The sequence below is a fragment of the Pelomicrobium sp. P1 genome (genome assembly GCF_052805615.1).
The window spans coordinates 15,319-34,743 of record NZ_JBRBEM010000015.1 but is presented as its reverse complement, the minus strand read 5'-3'; the positions used below and the strand labels follow the sequence as shown (position 1 = coordinate 34,743).

The following is a 19,425-nucleotide window of genomic DNA, read 5'->3' as shown; positions in this document are numbered from 1 at the left end:
TCGGTTTCACATGCCGGGGTAGAGCCGCCCGGGGTTCAGGATCCCGGCGGGGTCGAAGGCCTGCTTGAGCCGCCGGTGGATGCGTTCCAAGGCCGCGGGCAGGGGATGGAATACGGGAGTTGTCCCGTCCGCGCCGCGGAACAAGGTGGCGTGGCCGCCGGATCGTAGGGCGGCGGCCCGGATCTCCGCTGCCGGGGCATCCCGGGCGATCCAGCGGAGAGCCCCGCCCCACTCCATCGCTTGGGGACCGAGGGCCAGAGGCGGGGTGGTGGACTTGATCGATAGCCGCCACAGCCGCGGACTGGAGGCGAAGAACGGGTGGGTCTGCTCCCGCACCGAAGTCCAGAAGGCTTCGCCCTCGGCGACCTCCTCGCCACCGATCTTCGAATGGGCGGCGCGAATGGCGCTCTCGGCCCCCGAGAGCCGGATCCAGAGGAGGCCTTCGTGATGGAAGGTGGCGGAGATGGGCAGGGGCTTGCCGGCGAGAGCGTTCATGGTCTCGATGGCTCGGCCCTCGTCCATTTCCAGGCGCAGGGTGCGCTCGGCCCGAGGCCGGGGCAGGACCTTGAGGGACACCTCCAGGATCACGCCCAGGGTTCCCAGGGAGCCCGCCATCAGGCGCGAGACATCGTAGCCCGCCACGTTCTTCATCACCCGCCCGCCGAAGGAGAGGTCGGTGCCGCGCCCGTCCAGCATGCGCACCCCCAGCACGTAGTCCCGCACCGCGCCGCTCGCCGCGCGCCGGGGCCCCGAGAGCCCGGCGGCGACGCACCCGCCCAGGGTCGCGTCTTCGCCGAAATGGGGTGGCTCGAAGGGAAGCATCTGCCCCTGCTGGGCCAACGCGGCTTCCACTTCCTTAAGGGATGTTCCGCAACGGGCGGTGAGCACCAGCTCCGAGGGCTCGTAGTCCACGATGCCCCGGTAGGCGGCCACGTTCAGGGTTTCGCCGATGCTGGGGCCGCCGTAGAAGCGCTTGGTGCCGCCGCCCACGATGTGGAGCGGCGTGCCCTCGGCGGATGCCCGGCGCAGGATTTCGGCGATGCGATCGATGGTCTCTTGCATGGGTCAGGCCGAGGGCGATGTTCAGAAGCGGGGCAGGTCGGGGAAGCGTTCCTGCCCTGCTTTCACGTGCATGCGCCCGAATTCGGCGCAGCGGGCGAGGGTGGGCACCGCCTTGCCGGGGTTGAGCAATCCGCGCTCGTCGAAAGCGTGCTTCACACGGTGGAACGCCTCCAGCTCCGCCGGCCGGAACTGGACGCACATCTGGTTGAGCTTCTCCACTCCCACCCCGTGCTCCCCGGTGATGGTGCCCCCCGCCTCGATGCACATCTCCAGGATGCGGCCGCCGAATTCTTCCGCCTTCTCCAGCTCGCCGGGCACGTTGGCGTCGTAGAGGATGAGGGGGTGCAGGTTGCCGTCGCCGGCGTGGAAGACGTTCATGCAGCGCAGGCCGTACTCCCGGGAAAGCGCTTCGATGCCCTTCAGCACCTGGCCCAGCTTCTTGCGGGGGATGGTGCCGTCCATGCAGTAGTAGTCGGGGGAGAGGCGCCCGGCGGCGGGGAAGGCGGCCTTGCGCCCGGCCCACAGCCGCAGCCGCTCCGAGTCGTTGCGGGAGACGCGGATCTCCGTGGCGCCGCACGCCTTCATGACCTCCGTGACCCGGGCGATCTCGTCGGCCACCTCTTCCGCGGTGCCGTCCGACTCGCACAGCAGGATCGCTTCCGCGTCCAGGTTATAGCCGGCGCGCACGAAGTCCTCCACGGCTCGGGTGGTGAGCTGGTCCATCATCTCCAGCCCCGCGGGCACGATCCCGGCAGCGATGACGGCGGCCACGGCGTCGCCCGCCTTCTCCAGGCTGTCGAAGGCGGCCATCACCACCTGGGCGGTTTCGGGCACGGGCAGCAGCTTCACCGTGACCTCGGTGATGACCGCTAGCATCCCCTCCGAGCCGGTGATCAGGGCGAGCAGGTCGTAGCCCGCCGCGTCCAGGGCGTCGGCGCCGAACTCCACGATGTCGCCCTCGATGGTGACGGCGCGCACCTTCATGACGTTGTGCACGGTGAGCCCGTACTTCAGGCAATGGACGCCGCCGGAGTTCTCCGCCACGTTGCCCCCGATGGTGCAGGCGATCTGGCTGGAGGGATCGGGGGCGTAATACAGCCCGTAGGGTGCCGCGGCCTCGGAAACCGCCAGGTTGCGCACCCCCGGCTGCACCCGGGCGGTGCGCGCCAGGGGATCGATTTCCAAGATGCGCATGAACTTAGCCAGGGAGAGCAGTACCCCCTCCTTGAGGGGAAGCGCACCGCCCGAGAGGCCGGTACCCGCGCCGCGGGCCACCACCGGTACGCCCTCCCCATAGCACAGACGCAGGATTTGCACCACCTGGTCCTCGGTTTCCGGGAGAACCACGACTCCCGGCACTTGCCGGAACGCAGTGAGCCCGTCGCACTCGTAGGGGCGTAGCTCCTCCGGCTCCGACAGCACGTTGTCGGGGCCCACTAGGCGGCGCAGCCGCTGCACCAGTGGGCGGGCGGAGGTTCGGGTTGAGGTCTGTTCTGCGTGGAGCATCGATGCCTCCGGAATCTAGTCCGGATGTTTCACGAGGGGCTCGGGGGGATGGCGCGGGGCCGGGCGAACTCCATGGGGGCCAGCCCCAGCCGGGCGGCCGCGCTAACCAGATGGGCCCGGGCCGCTTCCCGGGCGGCGTCCGGGTCTCCGGCGGCGATGGCCTGGAACAGCCGCCGGTGCTCCGCCTGGGCGGCCTGGGCCAGGCTCGCCTCGCTCCAGGTGGGACGGCGGCTGTCGGCGAAAGGATGGCCGATGAGGGCGACCAGGCGCTCCAGGTAGGGGTTGTGGGCGGCGGCGGCGATCGCCCGGTGAAAGGCGTTATCCGCCTCCGAGCCGTTGCCCTGGCCCGCGAGCGCCCGGTCCATGGCGGCCAAGGGTCCGGCGATTTTCTCGATGTCCTGGGACGTGCGCCGCAGGGCCGCCAGCTCGGCGGCGGTGCTCTCCACCGACAAGCGCAACTCGAAGACGTGGCCGAGCTCCTGCAAGTCCGGCTGATCATGAGCCAGCTTGAAGCTCAGAAGCTCCGGCCGCGCCGCCACATAGGCCCCCGCCCCCTGGCGCGCGACCACGTAGCCGTCCGCTTTCAGACAGGCGATCGCTTCCCGCACCACGGCCCGGCTTACCCCAAAGCGCTCGGCCAGCGCCCGCTCGGTGGGCAGCCGGTCACCGGGACGGAAGGTGCCGTCCCGGATGAGCCCCTGCAACGCTCGGATCACCGTCTCGCTCAGGCGCAGCGGCCGGGCGACTTCTTGCAGGGCTTCCATGACCGTCATAATATCACTCGTCTCGTTAAATCAAACAGTTATGATTACTCAGCCACTAGGTTATCAAGTGGCCTGATTATCAGACCAATTTACCGCGAGCGCTTTAACTCGTCAAGGTGGGGCGCATCTATAACTACTCAACTACTCTAGTGGTGCTTCGAGCTCGATTGCCGGCGAAGCGAAGCCGAGTCGTGGACCGCTTCGCCGGCGAGGGATTCTGCCGCATCTAGGCGCGGCTTATGATGACGATAATTTCATATTATGGAAGTTTGATTTGCATTCTGCAATTTCCAGTGCTATGCTTGATTCCATATAACAACAAATAATTTCATATACTGAAATCCTATTAGGAGGTCGCTATGGCGAAGATGACCGCCGCGGAAGCGGCAGTGAAGGTCTTGGAAAGCGAAGGGGTCGATCTTGCCTTCGGCGTGCCGGGAGCGGCGATCCTGCCGCTTTACGACGCGTTGCGCAAGAGCTCCATCAAGCACGTCCTGGTGCGGCACGAAGAGGGCGGCACCCACGCGGCCGAGGGCTACACGCGGGCGAAGAAAGACAAGATCGGCGTGTGCATCGGCACCTCCGGCCCCGCCGGCACCAACATGGTGACCGGCCTTTATTCCGCCATGGCCGACTCGGTGCCGATCCTGTGCATCACCGGCCAGGCGCCCCGGGCGAAGCTCCACAAGGAGGACTTCCAGGCGGTGGACATCGCGTCGATCGTTCGCCCGGTGACCAAGTGGTCCGTCACCGTGATGGAGGCGGCCCAGGTGCCCTGGGCCTTCCGCCACGCCTTCCACCTCATGCGCTCGGGGCGGCCGGGACCGGTGCTCATCGACCTGCCCCTCGACGTGCAGAAAGAGATGATCGAGTACGATCCGGAGGCCGACGCGCCGCTGGAGGTGTTCAAGCCGCGGGCCCACCGGCGCCAGATCGAGAAGGCCCTCACCATGATGATGGAGGCGCGGCGGCCCCTGATCATCGCCGGCGGCGGGGTGATCAACGCAGACGCGTGCCATCTGCTGCGGGAATTCGCCGAGATCACCCAGACCCCGGTGGTGCCTACCCTCATGGGGTGGGGGGCGCTGCCCGACGACCATCCCCTCAACGCCGGCATGGTGGGGCTGCAGACCCAGCACCGCTACGGCAACGCCAACTACCTGCGCAGCGACTTCGTGCTGGGGTTGGGCAACCGCTGGGCCAACCGCATGACGGGCAGCGTGGACGTCTTCACCCGTGGGCGCAAGTTCGTCCACGTGGACATCGAGCCGACCCAGATCGGGCGCGTCTTCTGCCCGGATCTTGGCATCGTCTCCGACGCCAAATTCGCCCTGGAGCTGTTCGTGGAAGTGGCCCGGGAATGGCAGGCGGCGGGCAAGCTCGCCGACCGCAGCGCCTGGGTGGCAGAGGTGCAGGAGCGCAAGCGCACCATGCACCGCAAGACCCATTTCGACAACGTCCCGATCAAGCCCCAGCGGGTGTTCGAGGAAGTGAACAAGGTGTTCGGCGACGACACCGTGTTCGTGACCGCCATCGGGCTGTACCAGATCGCCTCCGGCCAGTTCCAGAAGATTAACAAGCCGCGCCATTACTTGGTGTGCGGCCAGGCGGGACCCCTCGGCTGGGAGATCTCGGCCTGCACCGGCGCAAAGCTCGCTTGCCCGGACAAGGAAGTGGTGGGCATCGTGGGCGACTACTCGTTCCAGTTCCTGATCGAGGAGCTGGCAGTGGCAGCCCAGTACAAGATCCCCTTCGTCTTGGTGCTGCTCAACAACGCCTACCTGGGCCTGATTCGTCAAGCGGAGCTGGGTTACGGCATGGATTATGAAGTGCAACTGTCGTTCAAGAACATCAATGCGCCCGAGATCGGGGAATACGGGGTCGACCACGTGAAGGCGGCCGAGGCTTTCGGCTGCCTGGCGATCCGCGTGTTCGATCCGAACCTGCTTGCCGCCGCCTTCGAGGACGCGAGAAATCTCGCCAACGAGCACAAGGTCCCGGTGGTGGTGGAGGTGATCACCGAGCGCGCGACCAACATTGCCATGGGTCCCGAGATCGATCAGATCAAGGAATTCGAGCCGATCGAGGACCGCGCGGGCACCAAAGAACCGGCGACGGCGTGACAACGCCGTGCTTGCGGGCCCGGGGCGGCGGGGCCTTCCTCCTCCCCGAAGAAGCGAGCGCCCTGTCGCCCGCAGGCTTTCGCCGGTTATCATGGACAGTATCTGACCCTCGCCCCCGCAGGGACGGTCGGGCGAGGGGCCTGTTTTTTTACAAAGAGGATCCCGTATGCCGAAGTTCGCCGCCAATCTCACCATGATGTTCAACGAGGTCGAGTTCCTGGACCGGTTCGCCGCCGCGGCCAAGGCCGGCTTCCGAGGCGTGGAGTATCTGTTTCCTTACCCCTACGACAAGAACGCGCTCAAGGAGCGCCTGGACCGCCACGGGCTCGTCCAGGTGCTGCACAACCTGCCCGCGGGGGATTGGGGCAAGGGGGAGCGGGGCATTGCCTGCCACCCGGACCGGGTGGGCGAGTTCCAGGACGGGGTGGGCAAGGCCATCGAGTACGCCAAGACCCTGGGTTGCGGGCAGTTGAATTGTCTCGCCGGCATCACCCCCGCGGAGGTCCCCCTAGACAAAGTCCGCCAAACCTTCGTCGATAACCTTAAGTTCGCCGCCGCCGAACTTAAAAAAGCAGGTATCAAGCTCCTGATCGAGCCCATCAACACGATCGACATCCCGGGCTTCTACCTGACTCATACGGCCCAGGCGGTGGGCATCATCGAAGACGTGGGCTCGGACAACCTGTTCCTGCAGTACGACATCTATCACATGCAGATCATGGAGGGCGATCTCGCTCGCACCATGGAAAAGAACCTGAAGCTAATCGCCCACGTCCAGCTCGCCGACAATCCGGGGCGGCATGAGCCGGGGACGGGAGAAATCAACTATCCGTTCCTGTTCGCCCACTTGGATCGCATCGGCTACACCGGCTGGATCGGCTGCGAATACAAGCCGGCCACCACCACCGAGGCGGGGCTCGGCTGGTTTGCCCCCTATCGGGCGGCGGCCTGAGGAACGGGAGCGATAAGTTTTAGCGAGCGTCCTCAAAATGCCTGATGAACGCTTGGCCTCTATCAATGGCTTTGAACCGTCTGGAGGAAGAAAGCAATGAACGTGGGATTCATTGGACTCGGCATCATGGGCAAGCCCATGGCTCTCAACCTGGTGAAGGGCGGCCACACCCTCTTCGCCCACAGCCGCAGCGGCGTGCCCCAGGAGCTCACGGCCGCCGGCGCGACCGCCTGCAAATCGCCCAAGGAGGTGGCGCAAAAGGCGGAAGTCATCATTACCATGGTGCCCGACACGCCGGACGTGCAGAAAGTGCTGTTCGGCGAGGCTGGAGTGGCAGAAGGAATCACCCCGGGCAAGATCGTGGTGGACATGAGCTCCATCTCCCCCATCGAGACCAAGCAATTCGCCGAGCGCATCAACGGGCTTGGCTGCCAGTATCTAGACGCCCCCGTGTCGGGAGGGGAAGTGGGCGCCAAGAACGCCACCCTCACCATCATGGTGGGCGGGCCCGAGGACGCCTTCGCCAAGGTGAAGCCCCTGTTCGAGCTCATGGGCAAGAACATCACCTTGGTGGGGGGCAATGGGGACGGGCAGACGTGCAAGGTGGCCAACCAGATCATCGTCGCCCTCACCATCGAGGCGGTGGCGGAGGCTCTAGTATTCGCCTCCAAGGCGGGGGCGGATCCGGCCCGGGTGCGCCAGGCCTTGATGGGCGGGTTCGCCTCCTCGCGGATCTTGGAGGTCCACGGCGAGCGCATGATCAAGCGCACCTTCGATCCGGGTTTCCGCATTGAGCTGCACCAGAAGGACCTCAATCTGGCGCTGGCCGGCGCCCGCGCCCTTGGGGTGTCGCTGCCCAACACGGCCACCGCCCAGGAGCTGTTCAACGCCTGCGTGGCCAACGGCGGGGCGAAGTGGGATCACTCGGGCATGGTAAAGGCGCTGGAGATGATGGCCCATCACCAGGTGGGTCAGCCCGTGGAGAATCCGGGTCTGGATTGATCGCCGGCGTTGCCGTAACCGGCTCGTCGAGAAAGGCGCCCGCGGGGCGCTTTTCTCATGCCCGGGAGTCGGACGGTCATTTCCCAGCGGTGCTTCGCCCGCGCCCCGCGGCGTAAGATTTCCCCCTAGCGGAGCGACAAAAACTCGAGCTTTTTCGCCGAGGTGCCGTGCCATGGAGGAAGCCCGGTCCATTCCGGGGCGCAACTGTCCCCTGGACTATCGCTATGAGCCGCGGGACTTGAACCGCCCGGCGGATTTCGCCGCCGAGGCCCTCTACGTGGTGGGCGGCCTGTACGGAAACCCCCAGGCGCTGGAAGCGGTGCTCGGGCTCGCCGCCCGGGAGCCCGCCGCCCGGGTGGTGTTCAACGGGGATTTCCACTGGTTCGACGTGCGGCCGGACACCTTCCAGGCGATCAACGAGGCGGTGCTTGCCTTCGACGCCCTGCGGGGCAACGTGGAAACGGAGCTCGCCCGCCGCGAGGAGGGCGCGGGGTGCGGCTGCGCCTATCCCGAGTGGGTGCCCGATGCGGTGGTGGAACGCTCCAACGCCATCATGGTCCGGCTGCGGGAGACGGCCCGGGGGTTCCCAGCCCTGGTGGAACGGCTGGCGGTGCTGCCCAGGTTTCTGGTAGCGGAGGTGGCGGGCGAGCGGGTGGCCATCGTCCATGGGGACGCCCATGCCCTCGCCGGCTGGAATTTTTCTGCCGAAAGCCTGGACGGCCTCGCTTCCAGCGAGGCGCCCGCCCGGTGGTTCACCGAGGCGAACGTGCGGGTCTTCGCCTGCAGCCACACCTGCCTGCCCGTGCTGCGGGAGGTGGCGCTGCCGGCGGGGCTGGGCTGTGTGGTGAACAACGGGGCGGCGGGCATGCCCAATTTCGCCGGCACCCGCTTCGGGGTGGTGACCCGCATCGGCGCGACACCCGCCCCGGAAAAGATCCTTTACGGGGTCCGCGTGGGGGGCCTCCGCGTGGAGGCGCTGCCCCTTCCCTACGATCACGCCCGCTGGCAGCGGGCTTTCCTCGCCGACTGGCCGCCGGGCTCGCCCGCCTTCGAGAGCTATTTCGATCGCATGCTACGAGGGCCGGCCTACAGCGTGGCTCGAGCCCGCCCCCGCCGCCTGTCCAGCGTCGCGGCGCTGGGCTGAAGCTGCGTGGGCCACAACAAGTAAAAAAAGACCCTACCTAGAAAGAAGAGACAGGTTCCCGCCCCGTGCGTCTTTCCATCGTAGTCCCGGCCCTGAACGAAGCGGGCGTGATCGGGGACACCCTGCAGGCCCTGGCGCCCCTGCGCGCCCAGTGCTGCGAAGTTATCGTGGTGGACGGAGGCAGCCGGGACGCCACCGTGGCCCTCGCCCAAGCCTGGGCTGACCGGGTGCTGGCAGCGCCCCGGGGGCGGGCGTCCCAAATGAACGCCGGCGCCGCCGCTGCCCGGGGCGACGTGCTACTGTTCCTGCACGCAGACACCCGACTTCCGGCGGACGCGCATCGGCAAATCGAGATGGGCATGGCACGAACCGGTCGCCGCTGGGGCCGGTTCGACGTGCGGCTCTCCGGAGTCCATCCCCTGCTGCGGGTGGTGGAGCGCCTGATGAACCTGCGCTCCCGGCTGTCGGGCATCGCCACAGGCGATCAGGCCATGTTCGTCGAGCGCCGTCTGTTCCTCGAAGTGGGCGCCTTCCCCGACCAACCTCTCATGGAGGACGTGGAGCTCTCCAAGCGGCTCAAGCGGCATGGCCGGCCACTGTGCCTGCGCGTGCCCGTGGTCACCTCCAGCCGCCGCTGGGAAGAGGGCGGAATCATTCGCACGATTCTCCTCATGTGGGTGCTGCGCGCCGCCTATGCCCTAGGGGTGCCGCCGGAGCGCCTGGCGCGGTGCTACCGCTGAAAAGGAGCTAAAAGAACAGAACATCCTTTATGGGGGTGGCATGAGGCGGTTTTTGATGCGCTGGAAGCGGGCCAGGGCCTGTTCCCGGCTCGCTTTCAGGTCCACGAGGGGGCGGGGGTAAGTCTCCCCCAGGCGAACGCCGGCGGCTTCCAGGACCGCGGGCGGTGTCGCCCAAGGGGCGTGGAGGTGCTCGTCGGGAAGCCCCGCGAGCTCCGGCAAGTGGCCGCGCAGGTAGGCGCCCCGGGGATCGAACTTGCGGCCCTGGAGCACCGGATTGAAGACGCGGAAATAGGGCGCTGCGTCCGCTCCGCAGCCGGCGGCCCATTGCCAGCCCAAGGTGTTGTTGGCGAGATCCGCGTCCACCAGGGTGTCCCAGAACCAGCGCGCGCCTTCCTGCCAGGGAACCAGCAGGTTCTTGGTGAGGAAGGAGGCGACGATCATCCGTACCCGGTTGTGCATCCAGCCCGTCGCCCAGAGCTCCCGCATGCCGGCGTCCACCAGGGGGACCCCGGTGCGTCCCCGCTGCCAGGCGGCGAGGGCGTCCCGGTAGCGCTCGGCCCAGGGGAAACGGGCGAAACGCCGATCCAGAGGTTCTTCTGGGGTATGGGGGAAATGGATGAGCAGATGGTGGGCGAATTCCCGCCAGACGAGCTGCCGCAGGAAGCTTTCTCCGTGGGCGTGTAGCGCCGCTACCCGGTCAAGGGCCAGGCGCCGCCTCACCGCCGCGGCGACCTGGCGCGGGCCGATCTCGCCGAAGTGGAGATGGGGGGAGAGCCGGGAGGTGCTTGCCAGGTCCGGCCGGTCCCGCGCCTCGGCGTAGCGGGGGAGGGCGCTGTCCAGGAAAGTCTCGAGCCGGGCCTGGGCCCCCGCTTCGCCGGGGCACCAAGCGGCGCGAAGGCCCCCGTCCCAGGGAATTTTCGGCAACAGGGCGAGCTCTTCGAGCTCGAGGGAAGAAAGCGCTGGGGGGACGGGCGGCAGAGCCTGTGGGGCGGGAATCGGATCGGCGGGCCAGCCCCGGCGCAGGCAGGCCCGCCAGAAAGGGGTGAACACCTGGTAGGGGCTGCCGTCGTCTTTGAGGAGGGACCCCGGCTCGAAGAGGAGGGCGGCGTTGGCGCATTCCACCTGCACCCCAGCGGCGCGAAGCCGCGCTTCGACGCGCCGGTCCCGCGCCCGGTGGGCGGGCTCGTAGAGCCGGTTCCAGAACACGTGGGTGGCTCCCGTCTCCCTCGCGAGCCGCTCCAGGGCTTCCAAGCTTGGACCGCGGCGCAGGATCAAGCGGGAGCCCCGCGTTCGCAAGGCAACGTCCAGGGCGGCGAGGGCGTGGTGCAGCCACCAGCGGGAGGCTGCCCCCGGCGCCCATGGGCCGGATTCTTCCGGGGCGTGAATATACACGGGCACGACGTGCCGACAGCGGGCCAGGGCCCGGGCGAGGGCCGGGTTGTCGGCCAGGCGCAGATCCTGGCGGAACCAGACGATGGCGGTGCTCACTGGCCGGGAACGCCGATCAAACGGGAGGTAGGACGAACTGTACCATTACGGAATGATGGAAGTTTGCGAGCTCATCGTGTTCGCCCGGGCGCCGGTGCCGGGGCAGGTCAAGACCCGGCTGATCCCGGTCCTGGGGGCCCTACGGGCCGCCGCGCTCCATCGCCGGCTGACCCGGGAGACCCTGGCGAAAGCGGTGGAAAGCGGCCTGGGCCCCGTCACCCTAGCGGGGTACCCCAGCGCGGCGCATCCCTTCTTCGCCTGCTGCGCCGCCCGCTACGGGGTGGCTCTGATGGGCCAAGAAGGCGCGGACCTGGGAGAGCGGATGGGTGAGGCCCTGAAGAGGGCCTTGGACCGGGCGCCCATGGCGCTGCTAGTGGGGACCGATTGCCCGCCCCTCACCGTCGAGGACCTGCGGACCGCCGCTGGGGCCCTTGGCCGGGGTGCCGACGCGGTCCTCGCGCCGGCCGAAGACGGCGGCTACGTGTTGATCGGCCTGCGGCGCCTTAACCCCGAGCTTTTCTCCGGGATCCCGTGGGGCAGCGCCCGCGTGTTCCGCGAGACCATGGAGCGGCTCGAGCGCCTGAACTGGCGCGTCGCCTGCCTGCCGGAGCGCTGGGACCTGGACCGGCCCGAGGATCTGGCCCGGCTGCAGGCACTGCGCGGGGCCCGGCGCAGCGCTTGAGAGGGATGTCCTCAGGCCGCCTGGACCGGGATGCTGTCCCTGGTGTGGGTGATGCGGTTGCGGCCGTCCACGTAGACGAGCCGGGGGTGATAGCGGGCCAGCTCCGGCTCCGAATAGGCGGCGTAGGCGGCGATGATGAGGAGATCGCCGGGTTTGGCCTTGTGGGCGGCGGCCCCGTTCACCGAGATGGTGCCGCTCCCGCGCTCGGCGCGGATCGCGTAGGTGGTGAAGCGCTCGCCGTTGGCGATGTTGTAGACGTCGATCTGCTGGTATTCCCGTATGCCGGTGGCATCGAGCAGGGCCTCATCGATGGCACAGGAACCCTCGTAATCCAGCTCCGAGTGGGTCACCGTGACCCGGTGCAATTTCGCCTGAAGCATCGTGCGCTGCATGGACGGGCACTCCCCTTTGGCTTTTTTTTGATAAAAAACGCGAAGTATAAGGCCCTCAGGCCGGAACCGTGATTTCCAGATTGTCGATCAGCCGCGTGCCGCCCAGCCGGGCGGCGGCGAGGGCCACCAGCTCCCGATCTCCCTGCCGGGCAGGCTCCAGAGAAGCTCTTTGGTGCAGCGCAACATAATCCACCTGCCACCCCGCCTTGTCAAGGCGGTCCCGGGCTTCCCGTTCCAGGACGCGGAAGTCCCGCGCTCCCCCTTCGATGGCCCGGGCGATCTCGCGCAAGGTGGCGTAAAGGCGGGGGGCTTCGGCCCGTTCGGCGGAGGAGAGATAGCCGTTGCGGCTCGACAAGGCCAACCCGTCCGGGGCCCGCACTGTCTCCCCCGCGACGATTTCGATGGGCAGGTTGAACTGGCGCACCATCTCCCGCACCACCAGGAGCTGCTGGTAGTCCTTCTTGCCGAAGACCGCCCAGCGGGGCTGCACAATGTTGAAGAGCTTGAGCACCACGGTAGCTACCCCCCGGAAGAAACCGGGTCGGAACTCCCCTTCTAGGATTTGACCCAGCCGGGGCAGCTCTACTACGAACGTTTGGGGGACGGGATACATTTCTTCCATGTCCGGGGCGAACACGACATCCACGTCAAGCTCCCGCAGCTTTTCGCAATCCTCCTCTAGGGTACGGGGATAAGTGGCGAAATCTTCCCGCGGGCCGAACTGGAGGGGATTCACGAAGATGGAGACCACCACGGGTCGACCGTGGCTCCCGGCGAGGCGCACCAGCGCCAGGTGCCCCTCGTGCAGGTTCCCCATGGTGGGAATAAAGGCGATCTGCCGGTGGCCGGTTAGCCGCTCCCGCAGGGCGGCGATGCGGGACACGAGCTCCATTTACTCGAAGCTTTCTTCGGGCCCCGGGAAGCTGTGGTTTTTGACCGCTTGCACGAAGGCCCCCACCGCCGCCTGGACGTTGCCTGTTCCTGCCATGAAATTGCGCACGAACCTGGGCCGGCGTCCGGGATAGAGGTCCAGCATGTCGTAGAGCACCAGCACCTGACCGCTGCAATGGGGACCGGCGCCGATGCCGATGGTGGGAGTTCCGATGGAAGCGGTCACCTGCTGGGCCAGGGTTGCTGGCATGGCCTCCAGGACGAGGAGCCCGGCGCCCGCCTGCTCCAGGGCCTTGGCGTCGTCGATAAGTCGGGCGGCTTGGGCTTCGTCGCGCCCCTGCACCTTGAAGCCTCCCAGCTGGTGCACCGATTGAGGGGTGAGCCCGATGTGGCCACACACCGGTACGCCGCGCCGAGTGAGGAAAGCCACTGTTTCCGCCATCTCCCGACCGCCCTCCAGTTTCACCATGTGGGCGCCCGCGGCCATGAGGGGCACGGCGTTCTCGAAAGTCTTCTCCGGGCTCACCTGGAAGGTGCCAAAGGGCATGTCGGCGATCACCAGGGCTCGTTTCGCGCCCCGCGCCACGCAACGTGTGTGGTAGGCCATCTCTGTCAGGGTCACGGTGAGGGTTGTCTCCTCCCCCTTGATCACGTTGCCCAGGGAGTCCCCCACCAACAGTGTGTCCACCCCGGCATTGTCCAGCAGAGCGGCAAAGCTCGCGTCATAACAGGTGAGCATGGTGATGGGATCCCCGTCCCGGGCCATCTTCTGCAGAGTTGTGAGAGTAACGCGCATGATCAGCCTCGATTGAAGAACTCCCGGACGCCCCGCATGGCGCCAATGCACTGCAACAGTAAATCAAAATCGGCGCGCTCATCAACAAAGTTGAAGTGATCGCTGTTCACGACGAGGAGCGGCGCGGCTTCATAGTGGTGGAAAAACCGGGTGTAGGCCTCTGCGAGCCGGGCCAGGTAGTCCTCGGAGACGGCGCGCTCGTAATCCTTGCCCCGGCGGCGCACCCGCTCCATCAGCCGCTCGGGCGAGGCCTGAAGATAGATCACCAGGTCCGGCACGGGCTTGCCGGGGGCGAGGCGGTGGTAAAGCTCCAGGTACAGCCGGTACTCGTCGTCGTCCAGGGTAAGGCGCGCGAACAGGGGGTCCTTCTCCAGGAGGAAGTCGGCGACCGTGAGGCGCTGGAACAAGTCGTATTGGGACAGGCGCTGGAGCCGCTGCACCCGCTGGAACAGGAAGCAGAGCTGGGTCGGAAGCGCATAGCGTTCGCTGTCCTGGTAGAAGCGGGGAAGGAATGGATTTTCCTCCGGGTCCTCCAGCAGCAGGGCGCAGCCCAGGCGCTCGGCGAGGGCCCGGGCGAGGGTGGTCTTGCCCGCACCGATGGGCCCTTCCACCACTAGATAACGCAGGGCGTCCAGGTTCACTGGGAGACCCCGGCGGGCGCCAGCCGCTCAATGCCCTCATGGGAGAGGCGCTGGGCCAGCTCCCGGACCCGCCCATGGCCGGGAATTTCCAGCTCTGGCGCGATCTCCGCCAGGGGCACCAGCACGAAGGCCCGCTCGGGGAGCCTCGGGTGGGGCACGGTGAGGCCCGGCTCCGAGAGGCAGAGGTCTTCGTAGAGGAGGAGGTCCAGGTCCAGGGTGCGGGGGGCGTTGGGGAAGCTGCGCTGGCGGCCGTGCAGACGTTCGATGGAGAGGAGCGCCGCCATCAGCTCCCGGGGCTTCAGGGACGTCTCCACCTCGGCCACGGCGTTGATGAACTCGGGCTGGTCCGCGTAGCCCACCGGCGCGGTGCGGTAGAGGGAAGAGCGCCGCAGGACGGCGAGGCCGGGCAGCTCCGAAAGCTCGCGGATGGCGGCCATCACCTGCCGGTCCGGCCGCAGCAGGTTGCTTCCCAGGGCGACGAATGCGCGGGCCACGGCTTTCCCTCGCGCTTCAAGGGGACGCGTCGGCCTTGACGGGCGCCCCGTGTTGGACAGACGGGCCTTCGGCCGTCCCGGCGGCCGCCGCGGGCTTGCCGCGCCGCCGGCGCCGGCGGCGCGGCCCCTCCCCGGGCTTCAGCATGGCCTGGCGCTCGTGGGGAGCGGCCCGCTGGAAGGTGTCCCACCACTCGCCCAGCTCTTTCGGCAGCTCACCGCTTTCACAGCGCAGCAGCAGAAAGTCGAAGCCCGCCCGGAACCGGGGATGCTCCAGGAGCCGGAACGGGCGTTGCCCCGAGCGCTGCAGGAACCGGGGCTGGAGGGCCCAGATTTCCTTCATCATGGCTTCATATCGGCGGGGGATGGCGAGGCGCTCTTCTTGCACCGCCAGCACTTCGTCCATGGCCTTGAACAGGGCGGGCACGGGTTTCTCGCCCCGCTCCTGGAAAGCGTTCCACGTGGCGAGCACTTCATGCCACAGGAGGGCGGCGAACAGGAAAGCGGGATTCACCGGCTTGTCGGCGGCGACGCGCCGGTCGGTGTTCTCCAGCGCCAGCATCACGAAGCGCTCCCCCAGGGGCTGCTCCAGGATCACATCCAGGAGGGGCAGCAGCCCGTGGTGCAGCCCCCGGGCCCGCAACTGGAGCACGCACTGGCGCGAGTGGCCGGAGAGCAGGAGCTTCAGCATCTCGTCGAACACCCGGGCCGCCGGCACGTTCTGGATCAAGGGGGCAAGGCGCGGGATCGGCGCCTCGGTCTTCGGATCCAGCTTCAGGTCCAGCTTGGCCGCCAGACGCACCGCCCGCAGCATTCGCACCGGGTCCTCCCGGTAGCGCTTTTCCGGATCGCCGATGATGCGCAGCACCCCCTTCCGGAGATCGGCGTAGCCGTCGTGGTAGTCCCAGATCTCTTGGGAGACGGGATCGTAGAACAGGGCGTTGGCGGTGAAATCCCGGCGCGTGGCGTCCTCCACCTGGCTGCCGAAGATGTTGTCGTGCAGCAGCCGCCCGTGCTCGTCGGTGGGCAGTTCCTCGGCAGCCGTCTCATCCGGGGGGCCACCGCGGAAGGTGGACACTTCCACCGTCTCCGCGCCGCACAGCACATGCACCAAGCGGAAACGGCGGCCGATGATACGGGAGCGGCGAAAGAGCCGCCGCACTTCTTCCGGCGTGGCGTCGGTGGCCACGTCGAAGTCCTTGGGGGTGCGCTTCAGGAGCAGATCCCGCACCGCGCCCCCCACGATGAAGGCGCGGTGGCCAGCCTGCTGCAGGGTAGAGACTGTGCGGCGGGCGCAGGGGCTGATCTGATCCGCGGTGATCCCGTGCCGCTCGACGGGGATGCGCAGCGGCTCGAGGGGCGCAGACCGTGCGCGCCCGAAAACGCGGCGCAGGAGCTTGCGGATCATCCGTCAGTGGGCCGTTCCATGCAGGGGAAGGATCGGCCAGCCACGCGCCTCGGCGTGGCGCCGCAGGCGCGCATCCGGGTTCACCGCCACCGGATGGGTCACCCGTTCGAGCAGGGGCAGGTCGTTATGGGAATCGCTGTAGAACCAGCTCTCCTCGATCCGGTCCCAGCCGAGCTTGCGGGAGGCGAGCCATTCCTCCAGCCGCGCGACCTTGCCTTCGCGAAAGCAGGGCACCCCCACCGCCCGGCCGGTGAAGGCCCCGTCCACCTCCTCCGGTTCGGTGGCGATCAGGTGCTCCACCCCGAACTCCCGGGCGATCGGCCCGGTGACGAAGCGGTTGGTGGCGGTGATGATGACCAGCTCGTGTCCCCGGCGGCGATGGCCTTCCACCAGCGCCCGGGCGGCCGGCGTGATCATGGGGCGGATCCTGGTGCGCATGTATTCCTCGTGCCAGCGATCGAGCTCGAGGCGCGAATGCCGCGACAAGGGTTTCAATTGAAAAGCGAGAAAGGCCTCGATGTCCAGGGTCCCCGCCTTGTACTGCTCGAAAAATTCCCGATTGCGCGCCTCGTAGACCTCCCGGTCCAGCACCCGTTGCTCGATCAGGAACTGGGCCCACTCGAAATCGCTGTCGCCGGCAAGCAGCGTATTGTCCAGGTCGAAGAGAGCGAGCCGCAGGGTCATGAAGCTGGGGAGCAGACCGAAAAAACGACAAAGTATAACCGAGAAATCCCCCGCGCCTCTCCTCGGCCGCCCCCGGTCACGGGTCCCCCGTCTCCCCCAGCACTTCCTTGAGCAGCCGCACGGTCACGGGGCGGTGGCGCTCGATGGAGCGCAGATCCAGCCGGTCGAGGGTGGCGAACAGGCTCGCCAAGTCCCGCGGGCTTCGGGTGAGCAGGTACCGGGCCGCCTCTTGGGGCAAGGTGAAGCCCCGCTCCCGGGCGCGGGCCTTGAGGGCCTCGATCTTTTCCCCGTCCGACAGGGGATGGACTTCAAAGACCAGCCCGCTCCCGAGCCGGGTCGCCACGTCTTCCCGCAAGCTGAGCCGCGCCGGCGGGCAGGGACCGCTCGCCGCCACCCGGATGGCCCCCTCCCGGGCCCGGTTCAGGACATTAAAGAGGACCTGGGCGCCGACCGGGTCGAGCCGCTCCACGTCGTCCAGGGCGAGGAGGGCCGCCTCGGGCAGGCACGCCGCGCCTTGACCCGCCGCCAACGCGGCAGGCAGGCCCGCCCGTTTCGCCTCCTCCACCAGGGCGCCGAGAAGGTGGGTGCGGCCGCATCCCGGGGCGCCCCACAGGTAGACGATCGGCTCTCCGACCGGATCGGCAAGAAGGGCCTTGAGGGCGGCCACCGCTTCCCGGTTTCTCCCGAGGACGAAGTTGTCGAAGCTGGGAAGGGGCGCCGTTTGCAGCGCCAGGACGAGCTGATTCATCCGGGGCGAGACGGCGTCTCGCGCCCGCGCAACGCCGCCCGGGCGGGCGTACAGCGATGGGAGCGGGTTTCCATTAAAATTTGCATTTATTTTAACCCGCAAGCTGCCACGCGTTCCCGAGTTCTTCCCGTCGCCCGTCGGGTGCGAGGAGCGCCCGGCGCGCCGGAGGCTTCCGCAAGGAAATCCATGAGCCAGCCTTCCCCCCCTTCGTCCCTCACCTACCGCGATGCCGGCGTCGACATCGACGCCGGAGATCGCCTGGTGGAAGCCATCAAGCCCCTGGCCCGCCGTACCCTCCGTCCCGAAGTGCTGGCGGGCATCGGCGGCTTCGGCGCTCTCTTTTCCCTGCCTTCCGGCTATCGGGAACCGGTCCTGGTGTCGGGCACCGACGGCGTGGGCACCAAGCTCAAGCTCGCCTTCCAGTTGAACCGCCACGACACGGTGGGCATCGACCTGGTGGCGATGAGCGTGAACGATATCCTGGTCCAAGGGGCGGAGCCCCTGTTCTTCCTGGACTACTTCGCCTGCGGAAAGCTGGACGTGGGTGTGGCGGCGCAAGTCATCGCCGGGATCGCGGCCGGGTGCGAGCAGGCCGGCTGCGCCTTGATCGGGGGCGAGACGGCGGAGATGCCGGGCATGTATCCGCCCGGGGAGTACGACCTGGCCGGATTCGCCGTGGGCATCGTGGAGCGCAGCCGCCTGATCGACGGGAGCCGCATCCGGCCCGGCGACGTGGTGCTGGGGCTTGCCTCTAGCGGCGCCCACAGCAACGGCTATTCCTTGATCCGGCGCATCGTGGAGCTGAATCGGCTCGATCTTTCCACCGACTTCGACGGGCGCCCCTTGGGCGAGGTGCTTCTCGCCCCCACACGCATTTACGTGAAGCCGGTGCTGGCGCTCCTCAATGCGCTCCCGGTCAAAGGCCTCGCCCATATCACCGGCGGGGGGCTGCTGGAGAACATTCCCCGGGTGCTGCCGGAGCAGGTGGTGGCGACACTGGAGGCTGGGCGCTGGCCCGTGCCGCGCCTTTTCGCCTGGCTCAAGGAGCTGGGCGGCCTTGCCGACCAGGAGTTCTACCGGGTGTTCAACTGCGGCATCGGGCTGGTGGTGATCGTGGCCGCCGAGGACGCGGAGGCCGCCGCGGGACTGCTCCGTGAAGCCGGCGAGACGGTGTGGTTGATCGGCGAGGTCCGGGAGCGCCGCGGCGCCGAACCCCAGGTGCAGATCCATCGCCCATGACACGGCTCGCCATCCTCATTTCCGGCCGGGGCAGCAACATGGAAGCGATCCTGCGCGCGCGCCTGCCTGCGACCGTCGCCGCCGTGATCAGCAACGAGCCCGGTGCCCGCGGCCTGGAGATCGCCCGCGCCCACGGCATCGCCACCGAGGTCGTTCCCCATCGCGACCACCCCGACCGGGGGAGTTTCGACCAGGCTCTCGCACAAGCCATCGATCGCCACGGGGCGGAGCTGGTCGTGCTGGCGGGCTTCATGCGGGTGCTCACCGCCGGGTTCGTGGAGCGCTACCGGGGGCGCCTGGTGAACATCCACCCGTCCCTGCTGCCCGCGTTCCCGGGACTTCACACCCATCGCCGCGCCCTGGAAGCGGGGGTGCGCATCCACGGATGCACGGTGCATTTCGTCACCGAGTCCCTGGACCACGGCCCCATCATCATCCAGGCGGCGGTGCCGGTGCTGCCGGAGGACGACGAGGCGCGGCTGGCGGCCCGGGTCCTGGCGGAGGAGCATCGCATCTATCCCCAGGCGATCCGCTGGATCGTGCAGGGGCGGCTGCGCTTGACCGGCGAAGGCCGGGTGGAGATCGACGGGGCGCGGTCGCCGGGGGAGGCCTTGCGCTCGCCGGAGGTGGAGGGGTGAGGGCTTACCCCGTACGGGGGCGTCCGCAGGCGCC

20 protein-coding genes are annotated in these 19,425 nt (G+C 67.8%); 8 read left to right on the top strand and 12 right to left on the bottom strand.

The features are described from left to right. Positions 1 to 6: 6 nt before the first annotated feature. From glcE to ACUVYZ_RS13985, 3 genes are read right to left on the bottom strand one after another with little or no spacing between them, the layout of a single operon-like run. Positions 7 to 1,062, bottom strand: a complete 1,056-nt coding sequence (gene glcE / locus ACUVYZ_RS13995) for a glycolate oxidase subunit GlcE (protein WP_439935091.1) — start codon at positions 1,060 to 1,062, stop codon at positions 7 to 9. Positions 1,063 to 1,083: 21 nt separating this feature from the next. After that, positions 1,084 to 2,568 (bottom strand): FAD-linked oxidase C-terminal domain-containing protein, encoded by a 1,485-nt coding sequence (locus tag ACUVYZ_RS13990; RefSeq protein WP_439935092.1) that lies wholly within the window; start codon positions 2,566 to 2,568, stop codon positions 1,084 to 1,086. Between the two features lie 29 nt (positions 2,569 to 2,597). Continuing rightward, a complete protein-coding gene (locus ACUVYZ_RS13985) occupies positions 2,598 to 3,341 on the bottom strand; it encodes a FadR/GntR family transcriptional regulator (protein WP_439935093.1) in 744 nt (247 codons plus the stop codon). A 350-nt stretch (positions 3,342 to 3,691) separates the two neighbouring features. On the opposite strand from ACUVYZ_RS13985, the gene gcl reads away from it, so the two are divergent. From gcl to ACUVYZ_RS13960, 5 genes are all read left to right on the top strand, one after another. Next, complete coding sequence (gene gcl, locus ACUVYZ_RS13980; RefSeq protein ID WP_439935094.1) at positions 3,692 to 5,455, top strand: glyoxylate carboligase; 1,764 nt, start codon at positions 3,692 to 3,694, stop codon at positions 5,453 to 5,455. A gap of 166 nt (positions 5,456 to 5,621) precedes the next feature. Further along, entirely contained in the window at positions 5,622 to 6,407 is a 786-nt protein-coding gene (gene hyi / locus ACUVYZ_RS13975; RefSeq protein WP_439935095.1) for a hydroxypyruvate isomerase, read from the top strand. 96 nt (positions 6,408 to 6,503) lie between these two features. Beyond that, complete coding sequence (glxR, locus tag ACUVYZ_RS13970) at positions 6,504 to 7,409, top strand: 2-hydroxy-3-oxopropionate reductase (protein ID WP_439935096.1); 906 nt, start codon at positions 6,504 to 6,506, stop codon at positions 7,407 to 7,409. A 172-nt stretch (positions 7,410 to 7,581) separates the two neighbouring features. Then, entirely contained in the window at positions 7,582 to 8,553 is a 972-nt protein-coding gene (locus ACUVYZ_RS13965) for a metallophosphoesterase family protein (protein ID WP_439935097.1), read from the top strand. Between the two features lie 65 nt (positions 8,554 to 8,618). Continuing rightward, positions 8,619 to 9,293, top strand: coding sequence for a TIGR04283 family arsenosugar biosynthesis glycosyltransferase (locus ACUVYZ_RS13960; RefSeq protein ID WP_439935098.1), 675 nt, complete (start codon positions 8,619 to 8,621; stop codon positions 9,291 to 9,293). A gap of 27 nt (positions 9,294 to 9,320) precedes the next feature. Here ACUVYZ_RS13960 and ACUVYZ_RS13955 read toward each other — a convergent pair whose 3' ends face one another. Continuing rightward, positions 9,321 to 10,781, bottom strand: coding sequence for a cryptochrome/photolyase family protein (locus tag ACUVYZ_RS13955; protein WP_439935099.1), 1,461 nt, complete (start codon positions 10,779 to 10,781; stop codon positions 9,321 to 9,323). A gap of 52 nt (positions 10,782 to 10,833) precedes the next feature. On the opposite strand from ACUVYZ_RS13955, the gene ACUVYZ_RS13950 reads away from it, so the two are divergent. After that, positions 10,834 to 11,463 carry a TIGR04282 family arsenosugar biosynthesis glycosyltransferase gene (locus tag ACUVYZ_RS13950; protein WP_439935100.1) on the top strand — a complete coding sequence of 210 codons (630 nt, stop codon included), beginning with the start codon at positions 10,834 to 10,836 and terminating at the stop codon, positions 11,461 to 11,463. Positions 11,464 to 11,474: 11 nt separating this feature from the next. Here ACUVYZ_RS13950 and panD read toward each other — a convergent pair whose 3' ends face one another. From panD to hda, 8 genes are all read right to left on the bottom strand, one after another. Further along, positions 11,475 to 11,855 (bottom strand): aspartate 1-decarboxylase, encoded by a 381-nt coding sequence (gene panD / locus ACUVYZ_RS13945; RefSeq protein ID WP_439935101.1) that lies wholly within the window; start codon positions 11,853 to 11,855, stop codon positions 11,475 to 11,477. A gap of 55 nt (positions 11,856 to 11,910) precedes the next feature. After that, positions 11,911 to 12,747, bottom strand: a complete 837-nt coding sequence (panC, locus tag ACUVYZ_RS13940; RefSeq protein WP_439935102.1) for a pantoate--beta-alanine ligase — start codon at positions 12,745 to 12,747, stop codon at positions 11,911 to 11,913. Further along, a complete protein-coding gene (panB, locus tag ACUVYZ_RS13935) occupies positions 12,748 to 13,542 on the bottom strand; it encodes a 3-methyl-2-oxobutanoate hydroxymethyltransferase (RefSeq protein ID WP_439935103.1) in 795 nt (264 codons plus the stop codon). It lies immediately after the preceding gene. A gap of 2 nt (positions 13,543 to 13,544) precedes the next feature. Further along, positions 13,545 to 14,183 (bottom strand): deoxynucleoside kinase, encoded by a 639-nt coding sequence (locus tag ACUVYZ_RS13930; protein WP_439935104.1) that lies wholly within the window; start codon positions 14,181 to 14,183, stop codon positions 13,545 to 13,547. Next, complete coding sequence (folK, locus tag ACUVYZ_RS13925; RefSeq protein ID WP_439935105.1) at positions 14,180 to 14,677, bottom strand: 2-amino-4-hydroxy-6-hydroxymethyldihydropteridine diphosphokinase; 498 nt, start codon at positions 14,675 to 14,677, stop codon at positions 14,180 to 14,182. Before folK ends, ACUVYZ_RS13930 begins: the two co-directional genes overlap by 4 nt. 16 nt (positions 14,678 to 14,693) lie before the next feature. After that, positions 14,694 to 16,082: a polynucleotide adenylyltransferase PcnB gene (gene pcnB, locus ACUVYZ_RS13920; RefSeq protein ID WP_439935106.1), complete on the bottom strand. Its 1,389-nt coding sequence runs from the start codon at positions 16,080 to 16,082 to the stop codon at positions 14,694 to 14,696. 3 nt (positions 16,083 to 16,085) lie between these two features. Next, the gene (locus ACUVYZ_RS13915) at positions 16,086 to 16,760 is read right to left on the bottom strand and encodes a histidinol-phosphatase (RefSeq protein ID WP_439935128.1); all 675 of its coding nucleotides are present in this window, start codon (positions 16,758 to 16,760) and stop codon (positions 16,086 to 16,088) included. Between the two features lie 82 nt (positions 16,761 to 16,842). After that, positions 16,843 to 17,514 (bottom strand): DnaA regulatory inactivator Hda, encoded by a 672-nt coding sequence (gene hda, locus ACUVYZ_RS13910; RefSeq protein WP_439935107.1) that lies wholly within the window; start codon positions 17,512 to 17,514, stop codon positions 16,843 to 16,845. A gap of 186 nt (positions 17,515 to 17,700) precedes the next feature. Here hda and purM point away from each other — a divergent pair, with 186 nt between their 5' ends. Continuing rightward, positions 17,701 to 18,753 carry a phosphoribosylformylglycinamidine cyclo-ligase gene (gene purM, locus ACUVYZ_RS13905; RefSeq protein WP_439935108.1) on the top strand — a complete coding sequence of 351 codons (1,053 nt, stop codon included), beginning with the start codon at positions 17,701 to 17,703 and terminating at the stop codon, positions 18,751 to 18,753. Continuing rightward, entirely contained in the window at positions 18,750 to 19,391 is a 642-nt protein-coding gene (gene purN, locus ACUVYZ_RS13900; RefSeq protein ID WP_439935109.1) for a phosphoribosylglycinamide formyltransferase, read from the top strand. Before purM ends, purN begins: the two co-directional genes overlap by 4 nt. Positions 19,392 to 19,425: the final 34 nt, after the last annotated feature.

Bases quoted from the DNA above. Each gene is read 5' to 3' on its own strand.
- glcE (WP_439935091.1), bottom strand. From the start codon at position 1,062: ATGCAAGAGACCATCGATCGCATCGCCGAAATCCTGCGCCGGGCATCC.
- ACUVYZ_RS13990 (WP_439935092.1), bottom strand. From the start codon at position 2,568: ATGCTCCACGCAGAACAGACCTCAACCCGAACCTCCGCCCGCCCACTG.
- ACUVYZ_RS13985 (WP_439935093.1), bottom strand. From the start codon at position 3,341: ATGACGGTCATGGAAGCCCTGCAAGAAGTCGCCCGGCCGCTGCGCCTG.
- gcl (WP_439935094.1), top strand. From the start codon at position 3,692: ATGGCGAAGATGACCGCCGCGGAAGCGGCAGTGAAGGTCTTGGAAAGC.
- hyi (WP_439935095.1), top strand. From the start codon at position 5,622: ATGCCGAAGTTCGCCGCCAATCTCACCATGATGTTCAACGAGGTCGAG.
- glxR (WP_439935096.1), top strand. From the start codon at position 6,504: ATGAACGTGGGATTCATTGGACTCGGCATCATGGGCAAGCCCATGGCT.
- ACUVYZ_RS13965 (WP_439935097.1), top strand. From the start codon at position 7,582: ATGGAGGAAGCCCGGTCCATTCCGGGGCGCAACTGTCCCCTGGACTAT.
- ACUVYZ_RS13950 (WP_439935100.1), top strand. From the start codon at position 10,834: ATGATGGAAGTTTGCGAGCTCATCGTGTTCGCCCGGGCGCCGGTGCCG.
- panD (WP_439935101.1), bottom strand. From the start codon at position 11,855: ATGCAGCGCACGATGCTTCAGGCGAAATTGCACCGGGTCACGGTGACC.
- panC (WP_439935102.1), bottom strand. From the start codon at position 12,747: ATGGAGCTCGTGTCCCGCATCGCCGCCCTGCGGGAGCGGCTAACCGGC.
- panB (WP_439935103.1), bottom strand. From the start codon at position 13,542: ATGCGCGTTACTCTCACAACTCTGCAGAAGATGGCCCGGGACGGGGAT.
- pcnB (WP_439935106.1), bottom strand. From the start codon at position 16,082: ATGATCCGCAAGCTCCTGCGCCGCGTTTTCGGGCGCGCACGGTCTGCG.
- hda (WP_439935107.1), bottom strand. From the start codon at position 17,514: ATGAATCAGCTCGTCCTGGCGCTGCAAACGGCGCCCCTTCCCAGCTTC.
- purM (WP_439935108.1), top strand. From the start codon at position 17,701: ATGAGCCAGCCTTCCCCCCCTTCGTCCCTCACCTACCGCGATGCCGGC.
- purN (WP_439935109.1), top strand. From the start codon at position 18,750: ATGACACGGCTCGCCATCCTCATTTCCGGCCGGGGCAGCAACATGGAA.